This window comes from Pseudomonas sp. P4795, from assembly GCF_048822895.1.
Classification (GTDB): Bacteria; Pseudomonadota; Gammaproteobacteria; order Pseudomonadales; family Pseudomonadaceae; genus Aquipseudomonas.
In genome coordinates, this window is the sequence record NZ_JBMFBT010000004.1 from 283,025 (window position 1) to 304,411 (window position 21,387).

Annotated in this window: 21 protein-coding genes and 1 pseudogene; 14 read left to right on the forward strand and 8 right to left on the reverse strand. The window is 60.8% G+C overall.

Annotated elements, in window-relative coordinates; translation table 11 throughout:
- Positions 1-58: 58 nt before the first annotated feature.
- The 6 genes and pseudogenes from hemC to rsd all read left to right on the forward strand — a co-directional run bounded on the left by hemC (position 59) and on the right by rsd (position 5,563).
- On the forward strand, positions 59-1,000 hold the full coding sequence (hemC, locus tag ACOI8A_RS13390; protein WP_420647486.1) for a hydroxymethylbilane synthase: 942 nt from the start codon (positions 59-61) through the stop codon (positions 998-1,000).
- Positions 997-1,734, forward strand: a pseudogene (locus tag ACOI8A_RS13395) (uroporphyrinogen-III synthase); the annotation flags it as partial. The gene hemC and the pseudogene ACOI8A_RS13395, both read left to right, overlap by 4 nt.
- Positions 1,735-1,770: 36 nt before the next feature.
- On the forward strand, positions 1,771-2,925 hold the full coding sequence (locus ACOI8A_RS13400; protein ID WP_420647531.1) for a uroporphyrinogen-III C-methyltransferase: 1,155 nt from the start codon (positions 1,771-1,773) through the stop codon (positions 2,923-2,925).
- The gene (locus ACOI8A_RS13405; protein WP_420647485.1) at positions 2,922-4,160 is read left to right on the forward strand and encodes a heme biosynthesis protein HemY; all 1,239 of its coding nucleotides are present in this window, start codon (positions 2,922-2,924) and stop codon (positions 4,158-4,160) included. The genes ACOI8A_RS13400 and ACOI8A_RS13405 overlap by 4 nt, the downstream gene beginning before the upstream one ends.
- Before the next feature lie 219 nt (positions 4,161-4,379).
- On the forward strand, positions 4,380-4,931 hold the full coding sequence (locus ACOI8A_RS13410) for a disulfide bond formation protein B (protein ID WP_420651298.1): 552 nt from the start codon (positions 4,380-4,382) through the stop codon (positions 4,929-4,931).
- Between the two features lie 173 nt (positions 4,932-5,104).
- Positions 5,105-5,563, forward strand: a complete 459-nt coding sequence (rsd, locus tag ACOI8A_RS13415) for a sigma D regulator (protein WP_420647483.1) — start codon at positions 5,105-5,107, stop codon at positions 5,561-5,563.
- A 60-nt stretch (positions 5,564-5,623) separates the two neighbouring features.
- Here the strand turns inward: rsd and ACOI8A_RS13420 are convergent, their stop codons facing one another.
- Positions 5,624-6,289, reverse strand: a complete 666-nt coding sequence (locus ACOI8A_RS13420; RefSeq protein ID WP_420647482.1) for an FKBP-type peptidyl-prolyl cis-trans isomerase — start codon at positions 6,287-6,289, stop codon at positions 5,624-5,626.
- Between the two features lie 192 nt (positions 6,290-6,481).
- On the opposite strand from ACOI8A_RS13420, the gene ACOI8A_RS13425 reads away from it, so the two are divergent.
- Positions 6,482-7,561 carry an AlgP family protein gene (locus tag ACOI8A_RS13425; protein WP_420647481.1) on the forward strand — a complete coding sequence of 360 codons (1,080 nt, stop codon included), beginning with the start codon at positions 6,482-6,484 and terminating at the stop codon, positions 7,559-7,561.
- Here ACOI8A_RS13425 and ACOI8A_RS13430 read toward each other — a convergent pair.
- Complete coding sequence (locus ACOI8A_RS13430; RefSeq protein WP_420647480.1) at positions 7,558-8,019, reverse strand: TIGR02444 family protein; 462 nt, start codon at positions 8,017-8,019, stop codon at positions 7,558-7,560. The two genes, ACOI8A_RS13425 and ACOI8A_RS13430, sit on opposite strands and share 4 nt — an antisense overlap.
- 50 nt (positions 8,020-8,069) lie before the next feature.
- Between ACOI8A_RS13430 and ACOI8A_RS13435 the strand changes: the two genes are divergently transcribed.
- From ACOI8A_RS13435 to ACOI8A_RS13445, 3 genes are all read left to right on the forward strand, one after another.
- Complete coding sequence (locus tag ACOI8A_RS13435; RefSeq protein WP_420647479.1) at positions 8,070-9,980, forward strand: ATP-binding cassette domain-containing protein; 1,911 nt, start codon at positions 8,070-8,072, stop codon at positions 9,978-9,980.
- On the forward strand, positions 9,980-10,561 hold the full coding sequence (locus ACOI8A_RS13440; RefSeq protein ID WP_420647478.1) for a mechanosensitive ion channel domain-containing protein: 582 nt from the start codon (positions 9,980-9,982) through the stop codon (positions 10,559-10,561). The genes ACOI8A_RS13435 and ACOI8A_RS13440 overlap by 1 nt, the downstream gene beginning before the upstream one ends.
- 114 nt (positions 10,562-10,675) lie before the next feature.
- Positions 10,676-11,308 (forward strand): LysE family transporter, encoded by a 633-nt coding sequence (locus tag ACOI8A_RS13445; protein ID WP_420647477.1) that lies wholly within the window; start codon positions 10,676-10,678, stop codon positions 11,306-11,308.
- A gap of 188 nt (positions 11,309-11,496) precedes the next feature.
- Here ACOI8A_RS13445 and ACOI8A_RS13450 read toward each other — a convergent pair whose 3' ends face one another.
- The 4 genes from ACOI8A_RS13450 to ACOI8A_RS13465 are packed head-to-tail and all read right to left on the reverse strand — an operon-like array spanning position 11,497 to position 14,654.
- Positions 11,497-12,240, reverse strand: coding sequence for a penicillin-binding protein activator LpoB (locus ACOI8A_RS13450; protein ID WP_420647476.1), 744 nt, complete (start codon positions 12,238-12,240; stop codon positions 11,497-11,499).
- Positions 12,241-12,243: 3 nt separating this feature from the next.
- On the reverse strand, positions 12,244-12,831 hold the full coding sequence (gene lpoB / locus ACOI8A_RS13455; protein ID WP_420647475.1) for a penicillin-binding protein activator LpoB: 588 nt from the start codon (positions 12,829-12,831) through the stop codon (positions 12,244-12,246).
- A 38-nt stretch (positions 12,832-12,869) separates the two neighbouring features.
- Complete coding sequence (locus tag ACOI8A_RS13460) at positions 12,870-13,244, reverse strand: YcfL family protein (protein ID WP_420647474.1); 375 nt, start codon at positions 13,242-13,244, stop codon at positions 12,870-12,872.
- Between the two features lie 15 nt (positions 13,245-13,259).
- A complete protein-coding gene (locus tag ACOI8A_RS13465) occupies positions 13,260-14,654 on the reverse strand; it encodes a COG3014 family protein (RefSeq protein ID WP_420647473.1) in 1,395 nt (464 codons plus the stop codon).
- Between the two features lie 372 nt (positions 14,655-15,026).
- Here ACOI8A_RS13465 and ACOI8A_RS13470 point away from each other — a divergent pair, with 372 nt between their 5' ends.
- Both ACOI8A_RS13470 and ACOI8A_RS13475 read left to right on the forward strand, forming a co-directional pair.
- Positions 15,027-16,922 carry an FTR1 family protein gene (locus ACOI8A_RS13470; RefSeq protein ID WP_420647472.1) on the forward strand — a complete coding sequence of 632 codons (1,896 nt, stop codon included), beginning with the start codon at positions 15,027-15,029 and terminating at the stop codon, positions 16,920-16,922.
- Between the two features lie 2 nt (positions 16,923-16,924).
- Entirely contained in the window at positions 16,925-17,380 is a 456-nt protein-coding gene (locus ACOI8A_RS13475; RefSeq protein WP_420651297.1) for a YaiI/YqxD family protein, read from the forward strand.
- A 130-nt stretch (positions 17,381-17,510) separates the two neighbouring features.
- On the opposite strand, the gene elbB is transcribed toward ACOI8A_RS13475, so the two are convergent.
- Entirely contained in the window at positions 17,511-18,179 is a 669-nt protein-coding gene (gene elbB, locus ACOI8A_RS13480; RefSeq protein WP_420647471.1) for an isoprenoid biosynthesis glyoxalase ElbB, read from the reverse strand.
- Between the two features lie 114 nt (positions 18,180-18,293).
- On the opposite strand from elbB, the gene ACOI8A_RS13485 reads away from it, so the two are divergent.
- On the forward strand, positions 18,294-19,529 hold the full coding sequence (locus tag ACOI8A_RS13485) for a sterol desaturase family protein (RefSeq protein WP_420647470.1): 1,236 nt from the start codon (positions 18,294-18,296) through the stop codon (positions 19,527-19,529).
- Here the strand turns inward: ACOI8A_RS13485 and ACOI8A_RS13490 are convergent.
- Positions 19,510-20,154 (reverse strand): DedA family protein, encoded by a 645-nt coding sequence (locus tag ACOI8A_RS13490; protein WP_420647530.1) that lies wholly within the window; start codon positions 20,152-20,154, stop codon positions 19,510-19,512. The genes ACOI8A_RS13485 and ACOI8A_RS13490 overlap by 20 nt on opposite strands.
- Positions 20,155-20,359: 205 nt before the next feature.
- On the opposite strand from ACOI8A_RS13490, the gene hemB reads away from it, so the two are divergent.
- Complete coding sequence (gene hemB, locus ACOI8A_RS13495; RefSeq protein WP_420647469.1) at positions 20,360-21,373, forward strand: porphobilinogen synthase; 1,014 nt, start codon at positions 20,360-20,362, stop codon at positions 21,371-21,373.
- Positions 21,374-21,387 lie beyond the last annotated feature (14 nt).

Genomic DNA, 21,387 nt, shown 5'->3' on the forward strand with positions numbered 1-21,387 from the left:
AAAGTGGATTTGACTGAGCTGTTATTATCCGCCGTATCTATTCAGTACGGATTGATCCATGTCCTCTCGCGAAATCCGCATCGCCACCCGCAAAAGTGCCTTGGCTCTCTGGCAGGCCGAATACGTCAAAGCCCGTCTCGAAGCGGCCCACCCGGGTTTGCTGGTAACACTGGTGCCCATGGTCAGTCGCGGCGACAAGCTGCTTGATTCGCCACTGTCGAAGATCGGCGGCAAGGGACTTTTCGTTAAAGAACTGGAAACCGCGTTGCTCGAAAACGACGCCGACATCGCCGTGCACTCGATGAAAGATGTGCCGATGGATTTCCCCGAAGGGCTCGGTCTGTTCTGCATCTGCGAGCGCGAAGATCCGCGTGATGCCTTCGTCTCCAATACCTATTCGAGTCTTGATGCGCTGCCTGCCGGCGCCATTGTCGGCACCTCCAGCCTGCGGCGTCAGGCGCAGTTGCTGACCCGGCGTCCGGATCTGCAAATCCGCTTCCTGCGTGGCAACGTCAACACCCGTCTGGCCAAGCTTGATGCTGGCGAGTACGACGCGATCATCCTCGCGGCGGCCGGGTTGATTCGTCTCGGTTTCGAAGAGCGCATCACCTCGGCGATCAGCGTTGACGACAGTCTGCCGGCCGGTGGCCAAGGCGCAGTCGGCATCGAATGCCGCAGCGCTGACAGCGACATTCATGCCTTGCTAAGCCCCCTGCATCATGCCGACACCGCCGACCGCGTTACTGCCGAACGTGCTCTGAATAAACATTTGAATGGCGGCTGCCAAGTACCAATCGCCTGCTACGCCGTGCTCGAAGGCGATCAACTGTGGCTGCGTGGTCTGGTCGGTGAGCCGAGCGGCGGCACGCTGCTCAGCGCTGAAGCTCGCGCGCCACGCGCCTCAGCGGAAACCCTCGGCGTGCAGGTTGCCGAAGACTTGCTCAGCCAGGGTGCTGCCGACATTCTCAAAGCGGTGTACGGCGAGGCTGGTCACGAGTGACTGCCTGGCGCCTGTTGCTGACGCGCCCTGCAGACGACTGCGCGGCGTTGGCCGAGGTGCTGGCGGGCGAGGGGATTTTCGGCAGCTGTCTGCCGCTTCTGGAAATCGCCCCGCTGAAAGTCTCTGAGACAATGCGCCGGACATTCGCCGATCTGTCACGCTACAACGCCGTGATCGTGGTCAGCAAACCGGCTGCGCGCATTGCCGTGGATTTGCTTGGCGCAGCGCCTGCGGTAATGCCGTGGTTCAGCGTCGGCGCGGCGACTGCGCAGATTCTTCAGGCTCATGGGCTGGACGCGAGCTACCCCACGGAGGGCGATGACAGCGAAGCGCTGCTGCAATTGCCGCGTCTGCGCGAGGCCGTATCCAAGCCCGGATCGCGAGTGTTGATCCTGCGTGGCGAGGGCGGTCGCGAGTTGCTGGCCGAGCGCTTGCGTGAGCTTGGTGCTAGTGTCGACTATCTGGAATTGTATCGCCGTGACCTGCCGGCCTACCCGCCAGAAGAACTGTTGCGGCGCATCGCAGCGGAACGCCTGAACGGGCTGGTGGTCAGCAGTGGACAGGGTTTCGAGCACTTGCGCCAATTGGCCGGCGATGCCTGGCCGCAACTTGCGCAGGTGCCGCTGTTTGTTCCAAGCCCAAGAGTCGCCGAGCAGGCACGTGCCGCCGGGGCTCGAACAGTTGTGGATTGCCGCGGCGCGAGTGCCGCGGCTTTGCTGACGGCGTTACGGGAATATCCCGGCCCGTTTTCTAATGCAAAGGATGGATACGTGAGCGAAACAGCCCTGCCAAAAGATGACGCCAAGCCTGTGATTGAAGCCCGGGTCGAGCCGTCGCCAGACAAACTCTCCCCGGTCACGCCGGCCCGTCGAGGCAACGGACTGGCCATCATCGCCTTGCTGCTCGGCGCCGCCGGGGTGGCCGTGGGTGGTTGGGGTGTCTGGCAAGTGCGGCACTTGCAAGCCAACACCGCGCAACAGTTGAACCAAGTGCAGGCGCTGAATGATCAGGCGCAGACCCTCAAACTCAACGAGCAACGGCTGACCGAGCGCCTCGCGCAATTGCCGGGCGCTGATGAACTCGCAGAGCGCCAGCGTCTGGTGGCGCAACTGCAGGGTGATCAGCAGCGCCTCAATCAGCGTCTGGAAACCGTGCTTGGCGCCAGCCGCAAGGATTGGCGTCTGGCCGAGGCCGAGCACTTGTTGCGTCTGGCCAGCCTGCGTCTTTCGGCCTTGCAGGACATCAGCAGCGCTCAGGCGCTGGTGCAGGGTGCCGACGAAATTCTGCGTGAGCAGAACGACCCTGGTTCGTTCGCTGCCCGCGAGCAAGTAGCCAAAACTCTGGTAGCGCTACGCAGCACCGAGCAGCCGGATCGCACCGGGTTGTTCCTGCGTCTGGGCGCGTTGCGTGATCAAGTGATCGACCTCACCGAGCTGGCGCCAGAGTACAAGGATCGCGGTGAATCGCTGCTGGGCCTGACTGCTGATGGTGACGTCGAAAGTCGTTGGGAACAGTGGTGGGACAAGGTTTCGCGCTATATCCGCATCGATTTCAACGCCGATAAAAACGTGCGGCCGTTGCTGGCCGGGCAGAGCCTGAGCCAGGTGCGTCTGGCGTTGAGTCTGGCACTCGAGCAGGCGCAGTGGGCCGCGCTCAATGGCCAGGCGCCGGTGTACACCCAGGCCATGGCCGCAGCGCGCGATGTGCTCAAGGGCAATTTCAATCCGGATAATGCGCAGAGCAAAGTCATGCTTGAGCAGGTTGCCGAGTTGAGCAAACAACCGGTGACGGTGGTCACGCCGGACCTCACCGCGACCCTGAGTGCCGTGCAAGGTTATCTGGAACGACGCAACGTCAACGCTGAAGAATCGATCAAACCTTTCGCCAAACCTGCCGCCAACACTGCGCAGGAGGCCACGCCATGAAGCGCCTGTATGTGATCGTGTTTCTGGTGATCGCGGCGACGGCGGCGTTGGGCCTGGCGATTGCCGAGCATTCCGGTTACGTGCTTGTGGCCTACAAAAGCTTCCGTTATGAATCGAGCCTGTGGGCGACGCTGGCCTTCATCGCAGTGCTCTGGCTGCTGGTGTGGGGTATCAAGGCGCTGATCGAGTTGGTGATGGCCTCCGGCGGCGTGGTCAATCCATGGTCGCGGCGCAACCGCAGTCGGCGTGTGCAGGTTGCCATCGAACACGGTCAGTTGGATCTGGCCGAGGGCCGCTGGGCCAGCGCGCAGCGTCATTTGCATCGCGCCGCTGAAGCCGAGCGCCAACCCTTGCTGTATTACCTCGGCGCTGCCCGTGCGGCCAACGAGCAAGGCAACTACGAAGAAAGTGATCGCCTGCTCGAGCGTGCTCTTGAGCGACAGCCACAAGCTGAATTGGCGATTGCTCTGAGTCATGCCCAGTTGCAAACCGACCGCGGCGATACCGACGGCGCGCTGGTGACCTTGCAAGCCATGCACGAACGCCATCCGCATAACGCGCAGACCTTGCGCCAGTTACAGCGCTTGCATCAGCAGCGTGGCGATTGGTCGGCGGTGATCCGCCTGTTGCCTGAACTGCGTAAGGACAAAGTGTTGCCTCCGGCGGAGCTGACGGAGCTCGAGCGTCGCGCCTGGGGCAAAAATCTGTCGCTGGCAGCGCATCGTGAAGAGGACGGTACGGTCGGTTTGCAGTCGCTCAATCGCGCCTGGCAGCAATTGTCTTCTGCCCAGCGTCAAGAGCCGCCGCTGGTGTTGGCTTACGCTGAACAACTGCGGCAACTGGGTGCTCAGGTCGAAGCCGAAGAGGTTTTGCGAAATGCGCTCAAACGCAAATACGACAGCCATCTGGCGCGGCTCTATGGGCTGGTACGCGGCAGCGATCCGGCGCGTCAAGTGCAAACCGCCGAGGGTTGGCTCAAGGAGCATCCGGGCGACGCGAGTCTGCTGCTGACGTTGGGGCGTCTGTGCCTGCAAACCAGTCTGTGGGGCAAAGCGCGGGACTACCTGGAAAGCAGCCTGCGCGTGCAGCGCAACCCGGAGACCTGCGCGGAGCTGGCGCGATTGCTCGCCCAACTCGGCGACACCGAACGCAGCAACCTGTTGTTCCAGGAAGGGCTTGGATTGCTCGATGAACGCTTGCTGGCCGCACCATTGCCGGTGCCGGTACGTGCCTGATCAACTCGGGGGAGCTTGCTCCCCCTTTCACTTCCAGTGACTGAATAATTACCGTAAAAACGACTCGTAGGCAGATTCCTACAGAGGACTACACCGAATCCTCTCGTACCTGTCGGGTTTTCCCTACACTTCTGGTGAAGTGTCGCCAGTGGCCCGCCTTGAAAGGCTGAGGCGCTTTCCTCTACCGTAACTGCCTGTCTCTAATGTTACGGATTAGCCATGTCGTTGGCCTGCTCACGCTCCCTGTTCTTTATGGCTTTCACTGCGGGGATTCTGGCCCTGGGAGCTTCCTATTACCTCGAATATGCGGTCGGGCTGATACCGTGCAGCCTGTGTCTGGTGCAGCGCCTGTTCCTCAGTGTGCTCACCGTCAGCTGTGTGATGGCAGCGGTGCACGGGCCGCAGCGATGCGGCCTGGCGCTGTACTGGCTCACCACTTTGGCCGCCGGGCTCGGCGGTATGACGGCGGCGTGGCGGCAGGTATTGTTGCAGGGCGACTCGATGCGACACCTGGTGCATTGCGTACCCGGCGCCGAGGAGATGTTCAGCAGTCTGCCGTGGGTATGTGCACTGATGCGCATGTTCAATGACACTGCTGATTGTGCGGAATTGTCCTGGACATTGTTTGATCTGAGCATCCCGGAGTGGAGTCTGTTGTTCTTCGTGGCTATGTCGATTCTGGCGGTTTACCAACTGCTGCGTCTGGTCTGGAGCGCTCTGCAGCGACCGCTCAGCGGCGAAGCGTCGCACCGGGAGCTGGTCGGGGATTAAACACTTGTATGAACTTTCTCTCCTGCGTACCTTGAAGCCATAGGCGTGCGGGCATAATCTGGCCCGCACGTGTCATTGGAATTATGTTGCTCGATGACGCTCTGCCTGGCCGACCCTCGCAAAGAGGGGCGCGGGTGTAGAGCAGCATGACCCACAAGGGAAGAGAGATCGCCATGCTCGAAAGTTGTCAGAATGCTCAGGAACGTTGGGGTGGAGTTCATCTGCTGATCGACCGCTGGCTCCAGGAGCGTGAGGAACTGATCGCGGCCTATGACAAGCTGGGCGCCAAGCCTCAATCGTTGTCCGAAGATCGCAAGCCGTTGCAGGAATTTTGCGGCGTGCTGGTCGACTACGTATCTGCCGGGCACTTCGAAATCTACGAACAGTTGACTGGTGAAGCCAAGGCCTTCAACGACAAGCGTGGCCTGGAACTCGCCGAGACGATCTATCCGCGCATCGATGTCATCACAGAAAAGCTGCTGGCGTTCAACGATCTTTGCGATGAAGGCAAATGCGTTGTCGAGAAATTCAAGGAGCTGGGTGGCCTGCTCCACGAGCGTTTCGAACTCGAAGACTGCCTGATCGAAGTGCTGCATACCGCGCACAAGGAAGAGGATCCGGTTCAGGCTTGATCCCGATCCCGCAACACACAAAAACGGTGCGCCCAAAGCGCACCGTTTTTTATTGCCTGATCAGCTCGTCGCGCCGCGCAATTCGACTTCGAATACCAGCGGTGTGAAGGGCGCGATCAAGTCGCCAGCGCCGTCCGCGCCATAGGCCTGATCGGATGGAATCACCAGTCGCCACTTGGCCCCGACGGGCATGTCTTGCAACGCGGTGCGCCATCCGGCGATCACGCTGTCGAGATTGAACCACTGCGGCTGCGTGTTCTGATCGAACACCGTGCCATCCGGCAAGCGACCGACGTACAGCACCTGCACTTTTCCATCGGGGCCAGCCTTGGTGCCGGTGCCCGGTGTCAGTTCGGTCATCAGGATGCCGTCGGCCAAAACCTTCACGCCAGGTTTGGCTTTTTCAGCCGTGAGAAAACGCCTCTCGTTTTCCAGGGCGGCGTCGCTCGAAGGCTGCGTTGGATGCTCGGCATTCTGTGCTTCGTGGTCGGCCAGAATCTGCTCGATCCGCGCCTCGCTCAGCGCCAGTGGCTTGCCTTGATAAGCCTGTTGCAAACCTTCAACCAAAGCCTGCAACTGCAATTGCGGCACCTCTTGGCGCAGGCGTTCACCGAGGCTTGCGCCGAGGCTGTAGGCCAGATCGTGAGCATCATTTGCGCTGGTTTTTTCGTCAGCCTGAGCGAGCGAAAAAATCATGCAGAGGGATAAAAAAAGGTAGCGCGACATCGGCACTCTCCGTCCTGAATTGCGCTGGATTATGCCAGCGCAATCGTCTGCAACGGTGAACTGCTTTGGCCAATACGCAGAAGTTTTTCGCAGGCTTGCAACCGAGTGCTTTCGATACTGTCAACATGCCCTAGCGGCGGTAGCAGCAGAGGTCTAGTATGAGCCGCACTCACTTCAGCCAGGAGGTAAACCATGTCGGCCACCAAGAAGCCTGTAAATACTCCGTTGCACTTACTCCAACAACTCTCGGGCAGCCTGCTCGAGCATTTGGAAAACGCTTGCTCGCAAGCTTTGGCTGATGCTGAGAAGTTGCTCGCCAAACTTGAGAAGCAACGCGGCAAGGCGCAAGAAAAACTGCACAAGTCCCGTACCAAATTGCAGGACGCAGCTGCGGCCGGTAAAGCCAAGGCGCAGACCAAAGCCAAAGGCGCAGTGAAAGAACTCGAAGAGCTGCTGGATGCGCTGAAGGATCGTCAATCCGATACCCGCAGCTACATTCTGCAACTCAAACGCGATGCTCAGGAAAGCCTGAAACTGGCTCAGGGCGTTGGTCGTGTACAAGAGGCTGTGGGCAAGGCGTTGTCCCTGCGTGCAGCCAAACCGGCAGCGGCACCCGCGAAGAAAGCTGCAGCCAAACCTGCCGCTGCAAAAGCGCCAGCCAAAGCAGCGGCCAAGCCTGCTGCCAAAGCACCGGTGAAAGCTGCTACGAAACCTGCGGCGAAGAAACCTGCTGCGGCCAGCGCTGCAAAACCCGCAGCTAAAACTGCCGCTGCCAAACCTGCCGCGAGCAAGACTGCCGCTGCAAAACCAGCAGCAAAAACCACTGCTGCCAAAGCAGCGCCGGCGAAAACTGCCGCTAAGCCAGTTGCCAAAATCGCAGTTAAACCGGCAGCAAAACCTGCCGCGAAAACCGCCGCTGCAAAACCGGCAGCCAAGACTGCTGCCAAGCCAGCTGCAAAAGCAGCAGCTAAACCAGCGGCCAAACCTGCTGTGAAAGCTGCGGCCAAACCCGCTGCTAAACCAGCCGCTGCGGCCAAACCTGCTACCACCGCAGCCAAGCCGGTAGCCGCAAAACCGGCTGCCAAACCAGCCGCTAAGAAACCTGTCGCTGCCAAACCAGTAGCCACCAAGCCGGCAACCCCGCCAGCGGCAAAACCTGCGACCCCGGCATCCCCGGCTCCGTCCGCAGCAGCTGCAACGCCAGCCACCACCTCGACTTCCGCGCCAGCCGCCGCGTCGAGCCCTGCCAGCAACTCGACCAGCGCTTCCTAAGCGCCAGTCGCCGCGGCGCGCAGCACTTGCAGCGCGTCGTGGTTCAGGTGGGTCGCGCTACCCGCCAGTGCCTCCAGCCAACCCCTCATGCCCGCCACATTTTGCGCCCAGCCCTGAGCCACACCTTCAAGTCGTGACAACAGCGCACGCTCGGCCTCCAGCTCCAATCCCTTGATCTGATCACGCATACCTTTGAGCACCGCATCAGTCTCGGCGAGGGTTTTCCAGTGCATGCGCAACTCGCGCAACGGCTGCACCACTTCGGTATCCCACGGTACGGTCAGCTCTTGAAGCTGGCGCACGCGTTGTTCATCGCAGCTCACGCCGCGATGTTCCAGCCACGCGCCGCACAGCAGCAGGCACACATTGGCGCCCGCCGTCTGCAAGCGCAGGCAAGCGTCTTCCACGCCCGGACGGGCGTAGGTGGCAAGGGCAAAGCTCCACAGGTCAGAGGACATCGTGCTTCTCGCGCCAGTTGTGAGCGAAGCTGGTAGACTCCGCCGCCATTATGATCCGACTTCAGAACCTGACTTTACAGCGTGGCCCGCAACGTCTGCTAGAAGACGCCGAGCTGACCCTGCACGCCGGCCACAAAGCTGGCCTCATCGGTGCCAACGGCGCCGGCAAATCGAGCCTGTTCGCCTTGATTCGGGGTGAACTGCACCCAGACTCGGGTGATTGCTTCTTGCCGGCTGACTGGCGCATCGCCCACATGCGCCAGGAAATCGAGACGCTCGAGCGCCTTGCCGTCGACTATGTGCTCGATGGTGACCTGCGCCTGCGCGAGGTGCAACGTGACCTCGCCGCGGCCGAGGAGGCACACGACGGCACCGCTCTGGCGCGTCTGCACGTCGAACTCGACAGCGCCGACGGCTACACCGCCGACGCACGGGCGCGCAAACTGCTCGCCGGTCTGGGTTTCACCAACGAACAGATGGATCGTCAGGTAGGAGATTTCTCCGGTGGCTGGCGGATGCGTCTGAATCTGGCGCAGGCATTGATGTGCCCGTCGGACCTGTTGTTGCTCGATGAGCCGACCAACCACTTGGACCTCGACGCCATCATCTGGCTCGAAGAGTGGCTGAAAAGCTATCCGGGCACCTTGCTGCTGATTTCCCACGACCGTGATTTCCTCGACGAAGTCGTCGATCACGTCGCGCATGTCGATCAGCGCAAGATCACTTTGTATCGCGGCGGCTACACCGCGTTCGAACGCGCCCGTGCCGAGCGTCTGGCCCAGCAGCAACAGGCCTACGAGAAGCAGCAGGTGCAGCGCGCGCACATGGAAAGCTACATCGCCCGCTTCAAGGCGCAAGCGACCAAGGCCCGTCAGGCGCAGAGCCGGATCAAGGCGCTGGAGCGCATGGAAGAGCTGTCAGCGGCCCACGTCGATTCGCCGTTCGACTTCGTGTTCCGCGAATCAACCAAGATCTCCAGCACGCTGATCGATCTGTCCGATGCGAACCTGGGTTATGGCGAGCGCACCGTGCTGGAGAAGGTCAAGCTGCAACTGACCCCCGGCGCGCGGATCGGTCTGCTCGGCCCGAACGGCGCGGGTAAATCGACCCTGATCAAGAACCTTGCTGGTGAGCTGGAGCCGCTGTCCGGGCGCCTGACCCGTGGCGAGAACACCGTGGTCGGCTACTTCGCCCAGCATCAGCTCGACTCGCTGGACGCCAAGGCCAGCCCGTTGTTGCACTTGCAGCGTCTGGCGCCGACCGAGCGCGAGCAAGCGTTGCGCGACTTCCTCGGTGGTTTCGACTTCCGTGGCGCGCGGCTCGACGAGCCGGTGTTGAATTTCTCCGGTGGCGAAAAAGCCCGTCTGGCGCTGGCGTTGATCGCCTGGGAAAAGCCGAACTTGCTGCTGCTCGACGAACCGACCAACCACCTCGACCTGGAAATGCGTCTGGCGCTGACCATGGCGTTGCAGGAATTCAGCGGCGCGGTTCTGGTGGTCTCTCACGATCGGCACTTGCTCAAGAGCACCACCGACAACTTCTACCTGGTCGCGGACGGCAAGGTCGAAGAGTTCGATGGCGATCTCGAAGACTACGCGCGTTGGCTGGTGGAATACCGCCAGCGCAATGCCCCGGTCAGCAACAATCCGGTGAACCCGGACAAGACCGACAAGAAGGCCCAGCGCCAGGCCGCCGCTGCGTTGCGTCAGCAACTGGCGCCGCACAAGCGCGAAGCCGACAAGCTCGAAGCCGAACTGGGCAAGCTGCACGAGAAACTGGCGAAGATCGATGCCAGCCTCGGCGATAGCGACATCTATGAGCCGGCGCGCAAGAACGAATTGCGCGATCTGTTGGCCGAACAGGCCAAACTGAAAGTGCGCGAAGCCGAGCTTGAAGAAGCCTGGATGGAAGCGCTGGAGACGCTGGAAAGCATGCAGGCGGAGCTGGAGGCGCTGTCCTGATGGATGCGTTCAAGCTGCCGCTGCCGGCGATGTGGGCCGAGCCAATCTGGCTCTGCGTGCAAATCCTGCTGATCCTGCTGGCCGGCTACGTCGCCCAGCGTTGTGTCGCCAGAGGCCTGACCCGCCTGGGCGAGCGCTACCCGTTTCCGCCGCAGCTACTGATGCCGCTGCGTGGCGTGCTGCGCTGGCTGATCATGGGCAGTGCGCTGATCTTCGTGCTGGAACGTCTCGGGGTCTCGGCCACGGTGTTGTGGACGGCGCTGTCGGGTTTCGTTGCGGTCGCTGCGGTGGCGTTCTTCGCCATGTGGAGCGTTCTGTCGAACCTGCTTTGCGCAATTCTGATCTTCACCGTCGGGCCGTTTCGCCTCGGCGATGTGGTCGAGCTGGTGGACACCACCGACAAGCCGGGCGTCAAAGGTCGGGTGGTGGCGATCAATCTGCTCTACACCACGTTGATCGAAGCGGAAGAGCTCGGCACTGGCAGCGCGATGGTGCAGGTGCCGAACAGTTTGTTTTTTCAGCGCTCGGTACGGCGCTGGCGCAGCAACGAAGTTTTCCCTTCCAGCGGTTTCGAAAAGTAACGGAACGCCGGCCTCATTGGGCGGCGTCCGCAACATCCTGCGAAAAATCGGTAGTCATCGGCCCCAAGCCGCATTAGCTTAGACGTCTGTCACGAGTCTGAGTCGAGGTGTGCGATGGAGCTTCAAACATGGCTGGCGTTTTTTGCTGCCTGCTGGGTCATCAGTCTGTCTCCGGGCGCTGGCGCGATTGCGTCGATGTCCAGCGGTCTGCAATACGGTTTCTGGCGCGGCTACTGGAATGCCCTCGGCCTGCAAATCGGTCTGGCCGTGCAGATTGCGATTGTCGGCGCCGGTGTCGGTGCGATCCTGACCGCCTCGGCCACTGCGTTCCATGCGATCAAATGGTTTGGTGTCGCCTACCTGGTTTATCTGGCGATCAAGCAATGGCGCGCGCTGCCAATGGACATGAGTGACGACGCTGCCGTGCGCCCGATCGGTAAGCCGCTGGCGCTGGTGTTCCGTGGTTTTCTGGTGAACATCAGCAACCCCAAGGCTCTTGTATTCATGCTCGCGGTACTGCCGCAGTTCATCAATCCGCATGCGCCATTGTTGATCCAGTATCTGGTGATCGGCGCGACCATGGTCGCGGTCGACCTGATCGTGATGGCCGGCTACACCGGGCTGGCGTCGAAAGTGCTGCGTTTGTTGCGCACACCGAAGCAGCAGCAACGCATGAACCGCACTTTTGCCGGGCTGTTCATCGGTGCGGCAGCGTTCATGGCGACATTGCGCAAAGCGGCGGCGTAAATCCCCCAGCTACAAAAAAGGCGACCTCACGAGGTCGCCTTTTTCATTGCCGAGACATCGGAGTGACAATCAACTGTGGCGAGGGAGCTTGCTCCCGCTGGGCTGCGAAGTAGACCCAAAAGCTTATGAGCGCTGCGCACTCAAGCGGGAGCAAGCTCCCTCGCCACAGAAAAATCGTAAACCAGCATTCAGCGCAAAATCACCGGCGCAGTATCACGCGGCAAGTTGTTGCGTTGCTGCGGTTCGCGCGGCTGTTCGTAACCGCCACCACCGAGCTGTTGGCTCAGTTGGCCGGCTACGTCTTCGCCCAGCGCTTTCGACACGTCACGCACCACCCGTGGGCGGTTCAGCGAGATCTTGATGTCGCGGTGGTTGACCAGTTTGGTGTCCTGACCTTCGCCCATCGCCGTGAAGGCCGAGGTGATTTCGAAAGTCTTGGTGTTGATCAGACTGAAATCCGCCACCAGCGTCAGGCCCAATACCGCCGAATAGCTGTCGGTATTCGCCAGCTCGTTGATGTCCTGGGTGAAGTCGATGTCCGACACGGTGCCGAACAACACGTAGTCGGCACCTTTGAAGTTGCCGGCCTTGATCCGCTTGATCACGTCATAGACGTCACCCTTGGACGCAGCTGTGTACGGCGTGCCCTGCACCAACTGGAACATGCCGGTACGCAGGATTTCACCTTTGATGTCGCCGGTGAATTTGCGCAGTTCGGTCTGCTCGATGTAGCTGGTGGTGGCTTCGATCTCGTTATAGCTCGAAGAACCACTGGCGCTGTAGTAGCCCTCGCGGTAATTGCTCTTGGCCGAAACGATGTGGATGTATTGCTCCACACGTTCCTGATACGCCAGATCCGTGACGGCGACCTTCGGAGCCGCTTGCGCGCCAAACGCACAAGCCAGGGCCATGATGCCAATCCATGTGCGCATCAATTAACGCTCCGTGGTTTTGCGGATCTCTTTTTCGTCCATCCACTCGGCCAGACCGCTTTCAACGTCGATCAATTGCAGGCTGAATTTGTAGAAGACGTCTTTGTAGTCGCTGCTGCGTTTGACGATCGAGCTGATCGAGCCTTCGATGCGGTATTTGGCGGCAACCATGTTGCCGGTCTTGGCCACGGTGCTCTTCTTGTACAGACCGCTCTGGTTTTGCAGCTTGAGCTGATCAACCTGGCTCTGCATCGCGGTGTTGTCGCTGGCGAAGCGCGCAACACCGGTCTTCATCAGCTGAGTCTTGATGCTGGTGGTGATTTCGCGGGTATCGATGTACTCGCTGGTCTTGTTCTTCACGTCGTAGACCTGAACCACCGGACGGCCCTGCAGAATGCCGGACTGGGCCAGGGAGCGGGTCATCGATTCGGCGATCATTTGCAGATCGGTTGAACCGAATTCGTTGGTCACGGTTTCAACCGCTTTGGTGTCGCCGTAGCTGATGTTCTTGCTGCCCAGGGTCGGCGAAGTGTTGGCGCAACCACTGGCAAGCAGGGCGAGGACGGCGATGCAGGAAAAGCGTGCAAACATGGGAATGCTCTCTAAAACAGAAAATAGGGTAATCGGGCTTAAGGCGTCTTGAGTTCCAGACGGAAATCCACGGCTTTGGCGGTCGGTGCGATGGCCTGAATGAAGCTGGTCTGGGCGCCGTACATCATTTGGCTCTTCCAGACTTCTTCTTCGGCAATCGGGAAGCCTTCAGGGCCGAGCCAGGCGAAGCGGTAGTAGAACGTCTTGTTGCTGTTGAGGGTGTTGCTCAACTGCACGTTGACGGTCATGAAGCCGTTTTCGCGAGCCACGCGCATGGCGCCGACCACGATGTGTTTCTGCGGACCCATGGCCACGACTTTGCTCGCGGCGCTGCCCGGCTCAGGTGGTGGCGGGGTGGCACAGCCGCTCGCCAACAAGGCGAGGGCGGCGACGGCGATGAATTTGAAGCGCATGCAAAGACTCCGTTCTTAAGGTTGTTTGAGACTGGCGACGGCGGTCGGGCTGGCGCTCGGGATCACGTGGGCGGCGAGACCGCCGGCGTACACCTGATTGCCCACGGCGCGCAGCGTGATCACCTGGAAACGCTGGTCAATGGTGACCTTGACCACCGAGCCGCCGACGGCGCTCGGCAGGGTGACCTGGTGTTCACCCTTTTTCAGGCGCAGACGCACCACTTGGGTGTTGTCTGGCAGGGTGCGCCACGTACGGGTATCGGCACCTTCGAGCACAGCTGAAGATATACCGACCGCCAGACCTGCCAGCGGATTGGTTTCGTTGATCTTCTTCTGCGCCACACCTTTGGTGATTGCACGCACCGTGGTGCGCAGGATGATCCCCGGCATGTCATCACGCAGCGCGCGACGGGACATGGCGGTGGTGCTGTTCAGTGCCGTCAGATTGAGCTGCTGACCATCTACACCGATCTGCGCGAACAGCGCGGTGGAGGTGTCCGGCTTGATGATCGGGAACGACAGCGGGGTGATCACCACACTGTTGGAAATCGGCAGCGGCAGCGGCACGCGGATCGAATCGCGCGCTGGCGCCAGGCCGCTTTGCACCACGATCAGGATGTCGCTGTCGTCGCTCTTGGTCGGCTTGTCGAGGTTGACCAGCGCTTGCTCCAGCAGCGGCGTGTTCGGACGCAGCTCGGCAGCCTTGCGGTAGCCCGGTGCAGCCAGATCCTTTTCACCCAGCGCTTCGTAGACGAAACCGGCCAGGTAATGGCTGAACGCACTCTGGTAGCTGTTTTTCAGGCCAACCACTTCCGGCGCATCAAGGCTGGCGACCGGGTAGCCTTGCAGATCCTTGTACTGGGTCTTGATGCCTTCTTTCTCGGCCTCTTCCTCGCTCTTGAGGTATTCCTTGTCGCGCAGATCGGCGATCACCGCTTCACGCTCGTGAGTGCGTTTGATCGCAGTACGCGCGCCGTCGAAATCGTTGACCGCCAGCAGGTTCAGGGCCATCTGCGTGGTCAGCATGACTTTTTCGTAGTCGTAGCCTTCGTAGCGGCGCACCTTGTCGTTGACCAGGAAACTGCCGAACTGCGCGAGGTACTTGCCGGTGTCGAGTTTGACCGAGTCTTCCCACTTGCCCACCACTTGGTCGGCGCTGGTCCAGGCGTTCTGGCTGCCGGACAGGTCGCCCTTGGCGCGCAGCAGTTCACCTTTCTCGAAGTAATAGAGCAGGTCTTTGTCGGTGCCGGTGTTGTTCTTTTCCAGCAGGGTCAGCGCGGCGTCGACGTTGCCGGTGGCCAGTTGCTGGTTGGTCTGGGCGAGTTCTGAGTCGTAGTTGCGAAACGCCGAACAGCCGGACAGCAGGGTGACAGCGCTGAGCGCGATCAGAGTGGGAGCGCGGAATGCCATAGGGGTACTTCTTCCCTGAATTACTGCAGCCGCATGTGCGGGTCGGGCTGCTGGGACCGTTCGACAGAGGCGCTGGCCTCCTGCCAATTCCTCATAACCAGAGGAGCTTTAATGCCGTTTCGCGATAGCGAGGGCGCGGCATTATAAGCAAGCAATGCTGGCTATGTAATAGCTTTTTAATTGCGCGGCGGGCGAAAGGGCCATCATCATCCTGAGTTCACCCTGCTGTGCAACGAGTGGATTCTAAGCGTGCGAAATGCCAAATGCTGTCAGGCAAACCTGCGAGCAGGAACGGAAACGCAGACAACGCTTGAGGGAATCTTCGTCGAAGTGAACAATATGTAACTTCGCATTTCCATTTGAGACTCATTCATGACTGCCTCGTCCCGATTCCTGGCCTGGCTGGTGTTCCCGCTGTGCGCCTTGAGCAGTTTCAATCTGCTGGCCGACACCGTGGAAGGCGCGCCGCAAGCGCTGCACCTGCTCGATTACATCAGCGCCGACTATCCGCCGACCGTGCAGGGCGGCAAAGTCATTGATGAATCCGAATACCGCGAGCAGCTGGAATTCACCCAGGCGCTGCAAGGGCTGATCGCCGGCATGCCGGTCAAACCGGAGAAAGCCGCGCTGGAGCAGGGCGTCAAAACCTTGCACGCGGCAATCACTGCCAGGCAGGACGGCTCTGACGTTGCCCGTCAGGCGCGGCAACTGGGGGCGAAACTGGCGGTGGCGTATGAAGTCAGCCAGGCGCCGATCATCACCCCCGATCCAACGCGCGGCGCGCCGCTGTATGCGCAGAATTGCTCAGTCTGTCACGGCGACGCTGGCGCCGGTGATGGCCCGGCCGGTGTAGGCCTGACGCCGCCGCCAGCCAATCTGCGCAATGCCGCACGCATGGACCACCTGAGTCTGTACGCGATCTACAGCACCCTAGGCCAAGGCGTCGAAGGTACTGACATGCCGGCGTTTGCCGATCAGCTCGATGATCGTCAGCGTTGGGATCTGGCGACCTACATCGCACAGTTCAGTGCCGATCCGGCCACAGCCAAATCCGCCAAGAACTACAACATCGCCGACCTCGCGCGTCAGACGCCAGCCGAAGTGCAGGCCGCTGAAGGTTCTGAGTCTGCCGCAACGTTCCGCGCACAACGTGCGCAGCCGCCGCAGGTCAAGCGCGGCCCGGCGCAGTTGCTCGATTACACCGCCGCGACACTGGACAAGAGTCTCGCGGCGTACCGTGCCGGTGAGCACGATCAGGCCTATGACCTGTCGGTAGCGGCGTATCTGGAAGGCTTCGAACTGGTCGAAAGCTCGCTGGATAACGTCGACGCCAACGTGCGCAAGGACACCGAAAAGTCGTTGATGGCCTATCGGCAATCGTTGCAAGACGGCTTGCCGGTGGCACAAGCCGAGCAGCGTCTGGACGCGGCGAAAGCCAAACTCAAGGAGTCCGCCGGTCTATTGGGCAGCGATGGTCTGAGCTGGTCGCTGAGCTACATCTCCGGTCTGCTGATCCTGCTGCGCGAAGGCCTGGAGGCGATTCTGGTGCTGGCGGCGATCCTCGCGTTCCTGCGCAACACCGGCCAGCAATCGGCGGTGCGCAGCGTCAACGTGGGTTGGGGTCTGGCGCTGTTGGCCGGTCTCGGCACCTGGGCGTTGGCGGCGTATGTGATCGATGTCAGCGGTTCGCAGCGCGAATTGCTTGAGGGCGCTACCGCGCTGTTCGCCAGCGTGATGGTGCTGTGGCTCGGCGTGTGGATGCATGATCGCCGGCACGCAGCGGCCTGGCAGGATTACATCAAGAAGAGTCTGGTTGGCGGCAGTGGTCGCTTCGGGTTTGCGATCCTCGCGTTCTTCTCGGTGTATCGCGAGCTGTTCGAAGTGATCCTGTTCTACGAAACCCTGTGGTTGCAGGCCGGTCCGGCCGGACACAACGCCGTATTGGCGGGTGGCGCGACTGCGCTGGTGTTGTTAGTGGGTCTGGCGTGGGTGATTCTGCGCGGCTCGGCGAAACTGCCATTGACGCTGTTCTTCAGCATCAACGCGGCACTGTTGTGTGCGCTGTCGGTGGTGTTTGCCGGGCATGGCGTCAAGGCGCTGCAAGAGGCCGGGATCTTCGGCACGCGGCCAGTAGCGTTCTTTGACTTCGACTGGCTGGGGATACATGCCGATGCGTATTCGTTGACGGCGCAGGCGCTGGCGATCCTGGCGATCATCGTGTTGTATGGCCGTAGCTGGGTGGCTGAAAGGCGCCGTATGGAGGCTTGATCATGCGTGTATGGATCGATGCCGATGCCTGTCCGAAGATGGCCAAGGAGCTGGTGGTCAAGTTCGCGCTCAAGCGTCGCTTTGAGGTGGTGCTGGTGGCCGGGCAGCCGCAGACCAAGCCGGCGCTGGCCATCGTCAAACTGATCGTGGTGCCGAGCGGCCCGGATGCGGCGGACGATTATCTGGTGGAGCACGCGGTACCCGGTGAACTGGTGATCTGCAGCGATATCCCGCTGGCCGATCGCTTGGTGAAGAAGGGTGTCGCAGCGCTGGATCCGCGCGGTAAAGAGTTCGATGAGCAGAACATGGGCGACCGTCTGGCGGTGCGCAATCTGTTCACCGATCTGCGTGAACAGGGCCAGGTCAGCGGCGGCCCGGCGCCGTTTGGCGAGCGCGAGAAACAAGCGTTCGCCAATGCGCTGGACCGGATCCTGACCCGACTAACGCGTAACGCGTGAATAAACCGAAACCTGTGGCGAGGGGGCTTGCCCCCGTTCGGCTGCGAAGCAGTCGGGAGAAATTTTGGGGCCGCTTCGCAGCCCAACGGGGGCAAGCCCCCTCGCCACAATTATTCCTCGGGTATTCAGGTCAGGCGTCGTTTTCGTGGGTCAGTTCGAGCACGCGATCCACAAGCTTATTGATCCCCGAAGCCGCCTCACTGATGGTCTGCGCCAGCATATACGCCGGGGTGGTCACCAGTTTGCGTGCCTTGTCTTCGATGATCTCGCTCACCGCGCAGTCTTCGTGGGTGGCGCCCATCTTGTTCATGGCTGCTGCCGTGTCGGCATCGTTGCCGATAGTGCAGGTCACGCCCGGGCCGTAGATCTTGGCGGCCAGCGCCGGCGAGATGCAGATCAATCCCACCGGTTTACCGGCTTCGGCAAATGCCTCGGCCAGCGCCAGCACGTCTGGCTGCACGCTGCAGTCGGCACCCTCTACGGCGAAGTTCGACAGGTTCTTCGCCGCACCGAAACCGCCGGGCACGATCAGCGCATCGAAGTCCTCGGCGTTGGCTTCGCGAATGTCCTTCACGTTGCCCCGGGCAATGCGCGCCGATTCCACCAGCACGTTACGCGACTCTGGCATTTCTTCACCGGTCAGGTGATTGATCACATGCAATTGCGCAATGTTCGGCGCGAAGCACTGCACCTGGGCGCCGCGCTGGTCGAGGCGCAGCAGGGTGATGACGCTCTCGTGGATCTCGGCGCCGTCGTACACGCCGCTGCCGGACAGGATCACTGCAACTTTTTTGCTCATGGGTTTCTCTCCTGATTCATGGCGTCAAATGTCCACTAAATTGTCGCTGGTTGCCATAGGGTTAATCCGCGGTTAAGCCTAGGATCTTTTCATAGAATCCGATCAGGGCGTGTCATGGACTTCATTCTGTATGCGGTGCCGTTTTTCTTTGTATTGATCGTGGTGGAACTGATCGCCGACCGTTGGCGCGGGGTCAGCAACTATCGCCTGGCGGATGCGGTGAACAGCATCAGCACCGGCGTGTTGTCGACCACCACCGGGCTGCTGACCAAGGGCGTCGGGCTGCTCAGCTATGCCTTTGCGCTGGAATATCTGTCGCTGATCAAATTGCCGGCGGACAGTGTGTGGGCCTGGGTGTTTGCCTTCGTCTTTTATGATTTTTGCTACTACTGGCTGCACCGCATGGGCCATGAACGCAACATCCTCTGGGCCGCACATTCGGTGCATCACCAGAGCGAGGACTACAACCTCTCCACCGCATTGCGCCAGACCAGCACCGGGTTTCTCCTGAGCTGGATTTTCTACCTGCCGATGGCAGTGTTCGGGGTGCCGTTGCTGGTGTTCGTCAGCGTCGCGGCGCTGAACTTGCTGTATCAATTCTGGGTGCATACCAAGCACATTCCCAAACTCGGCTGGTTCGAGTGGTTCTTCGTCACGCCGTCCAATCATCGGGCTCACCATGCACAGAACGCTCTCTACATGGATCGCAACTACGGCGGGGTGTTCATTATTTGGGATCGGCTGTTCGGCTCGTTTCAGGAAGAGGACGACAACGAACCGGTGATTTTCGGCGTGACCACACCGCTGGCGAGCTGGAATCCACTGTGGGCCAACCTGCAGTTCTACGCACAGTTGTGGGACGACGCGCGGCGCGCCGAGAGCAAGTGGGACAAGCTGCGGATCTGGTTCATGCGCACCGGTTGGCGTCCGGCGGATGTGAGGGCGAAATATCCGCTTAGCAAGCCCGATCTGCGCCAGTTCCGCAAATTCCATGTGGACATCGACAGCCGTCAGCAGTGGTACGTCGCGGCGCAGTTCTGCGTGTACATCGCGCTCGGTAGTTATCTGATGAATCTGGAGCGCAGCCTGTCGACCAGCGCGTTGCTGCTCGGCTGGGGCGCGGTGGCGCTGGGTTTGTTTGTGTTGGGCGCGGCTTTGGAGAATCGCCCGTGGGCGCGGAGGCTGGAGCTGCTGCGGCTGGCGTCGAACCTGGCGCTGGTGTGGCTCGCACCGCTGGTTGGGCTATGGCCGGCCAGCCCGTTGGCGTGGGTTGGCCTGCTCGGTTACAGCCTGCTCAGCGGCATTGGCCTGTGTTGCTGCCGCCAGCGGTTTACTCGGCTGGCGTCTTAGGCTCGGCGGCGTTGGCCTGTGCAGCTTGTTCGGCCTTGAGAATCTGCTCGTCCTCGTAAACCTTTTTCGCCAGACGCGCATTCTTGAACCGGCGGCGGATCCACAGGCCGACGCCGAGTATCAGCAGCGCGCCCAGCACCCACAATTCATATTTCTTGATGCTGCCGAGCATGCCTTCCAGCACTGCGCCGAAATGGTAAGCGGCGGCGGCCAGTGCGGTGGCCCAGATCGCCGCGCCAATCCCGTTCAGCAGCAGATAGCGTCCCGGCGGATAGCCCGACAGGCCGATCGCCACCGGCATTACCGTGCGCAGGCCATAGACGAAGCGGAAGCTCAGGACCCAGATGTCCGGGTGCTTGCGGATGTGTTCCAGCGCGCGGTCGCCCATCAATTGCCAGCGTGGTTTGCGCGCGAGCAATTTGCGCCCGTGCTTGCGCCCCAGGAAGTACCACAGCTGATCGCCGGCATAGCTGCCGCAGAACGCCACGACCACCACAATATTGATGTCCATGTATCCACGGAACGCGAGGAAGCCCGCGAGCACCAGGATGGTTTCGCCTTCGAAGAACGTGCCGAGAAACAAGGCAAAGTAGCCGAAGTCATGCAGAAATTGTTGGAGCATTATCTGGGTGCTGGCGAAATGAACGCGCAGCCTAACCCTTCAGACACATTCATGAAAGTGTCGAAATGTGTCTCGACGTGAACATTTCCTACACGGACAATGGAAAGCGACTACGTGTCGCGGGGGTGCACACAACTGTCATACGACCGTCATAATGGCCGTCTATAACTGTCACGCTCGCCCGCCAGCGCGGGCTCAGGAGTCCGCCGTGAGCTTTACCCCAGCCAATCGTCTGTTCCCAGCCACCCGCCTGCGGCGCAATCGTCGTGACGATTTTTCCCGCCGTCTGGTGCGCGAAAATGTCCTGACGGTCGACGATCTGATCCTGCCGGTGTTCGTGCTCGACGGTGAAAACCGCCGCGAAGCCGTGGCCTCGATGCCCGGCGTAGAGCGTTTGACCATCGACCTGCTGCTTGAAGAAGCGGCGAAATGGGTCGAGCTGGGGATTCCGGCGCTGGCGCTGTTCCCGGTGACGCCGCCAGAACTCAAATCCCTCGACGCCGCCCAAGCCTGGAACCCTGAAGGCATCGCCCAGCGCGCCACCCGCGCCCTGCGTGAACGCTTTCCCGAATTGGGCGTAATCACCGACGTTGCGCTTGATCCGTTCACCACTCACGGTCAGGACGGCATCCTCGACGAAGACGGCTACGTGCAGAACGACATCACTGTTGATGCGCTGGTCCGCCAGGCCCTGTCGCATGCCGAGGCTGGCGCGCAAGTGGTCGCGCCGTCGGACATGATGGACGGGCGCATCCAGGCGATCCGCGAAGCGCTGGAAATCGCTGGTCACGTCAATGTGCGGATCATGGCGTACTCGGCCAAGTATGCCAGCGCCTATTACGGGCCTTTCCGCGATGCCGTGGGTTCGGCGGCGAACCTCGGCAAAGCCAACAAAGCCTCTTACCAGATGGACCCGGCCAACAGCGACGAAGCCCTGCACGAAGTCGCTGCGGACTTGTCTGAAGGCGCGGACATGGTCATGGTCAAACCGGGCATGCCGTACCTGGACATTCTTTTGCGGGTAAAAGATGCCTTCAAAGTGCCGACCTTCGTCTATCAGGTTAGCGGCGAATACGCCATGCACATGGCGGCGATCCAGAATGGCTGGTTGAGCGAAGGCGTGATCCTCGAATCCCTGACCGCCTTTAAACGTGCCGGCGCTGATGGCATCCTGACTTACTTTGCTGTCCGCGCCGCTCAATTGTTACGAGAGCAGAAATAGCCCTCCCAGGAACA

Coding starts and splice junctions, on each gene's coding strand:
- hemC (WP_420647486.1), top strand. CDS start 59: ATGTCCTCTCGCGAAATCCGCATCGCCACCCGCAAAAGTGCCTTGGCT.
- ACOI8A_RS13405 (WP_420647485.1), top strand. CDS start 2,922: ATGAAGCGCCTGTATGTGATCGTGTTTCTGGTGATCGCGGCGACGGCG.
- ACOI8A_RS13410 (WP_420651298.1), top strand. CDS start 4,380: ATGTCGTTGGCCTGCTCACGCTCCCTGTTCTTTATGGCTTTCACTGCG.
- rsd (WP_420647483.1), top strand. CDS start 5,105: ATGCTCGAAAGTTGTCAGAATGCTCAGGAACGTTGGGGTGGAGTTCAT.
- ACOI8A_RS13420 (WP_420647482.1), bottom strand. CDS start 6,289: ATGTCGCGCTACCTTTTTTTATCCCTCTGCATGATTTTTTCGCTCGCT.
- ACOI8A_RS13425 (WP_420647481.1), top strand. CDS start 6,482: ATGTCGGCCACCAAGAAGCCTGTAAATACTCCGTTGCACTTACTCCAA.
- ACOI8A_RS13430 (WP_420647480.1), bottom strand. CDS start 8,019: ATGTCCTCTGACCTGTGGAGCTTTGCCCTTGCCACCTACGCCCGTCCG.
- ACOI8A_RS13435 (WP_420647479.1), top strand. CDS start 8,070: ATGATCCGACTTCAGAACCTGACTTTACAGCGTGGCCCGCAACGTCTG.
- ACOI8A_RS13440 (WP_420647478.1), top strand. CDS start 9,980: ATGGATGCGTTCAAGCTGCCGCTGCCGGCGATGTGGGCCGAGCCAATC.
- ACOI8A_RS13445 (WP_420647477.1), top strand. CDS start 10,676: ATGGAGCTTCAAACATGGCTGGCGTTTTTTGCTGCCTGCTGGGTCATC.
- ACOI8A_RS13450 (WP_420647476.1), bottom strand. CDS start 12,240: ATGCGCACATGGATTGGCATCATGGCCCTGGCTTGTGCGTTTGGCGCG.
- lpoB (WP_420647475.1), bottom strand. CDS start 12,831: ATGTTTGCACGCTTTTCCTGCATCGCCGTCCTCGCCCTGCTTGCCAGT.
- ACOI8A_RS13460 (WP_420647474.1), bottom strand. CDS start 13,244: ATGCGCTTCAAATTCATCGCCGTCGCCGCCCTCGCCTTGTTGGCGAGC.
- ACOI8A_RS13465 (WP_420647473.1), bottom strand. CDS start 14,654: ATGGCATTCCGCGCTCCCACTCTGATCGCGCTCAGCGCTGTCACCCTG.
- ACOI8A_RS13470 (WP_420647472.1), top strand. CDS start 15,027: ATGACTGCCTCGTCCCGATTCCTGGCCTGGCTGGTGTTCCCGCTGTGC.
- ACOI8A_RS13475 (WP_420651297.1), top strand. CDS start 16,925: ATGCGTGTATGGATCGATGCCGATGCCTGTCCGAAGATGGCCAAGGAG.
- elbB (WP_420647471.1), bottom strand. CDS start 18,179: ATGAGCAAAAAAGTTGCAGTGATCCTGTCCGGCAGCGGCGTGTACGAC.
- ACOI8A_RS13485 (WP_420647470.1), top strand. CDS start 18,294: ATGGACTTCATTCTGTATGCGGTGCCGTTTTTCTTTGTATTGATCGTG.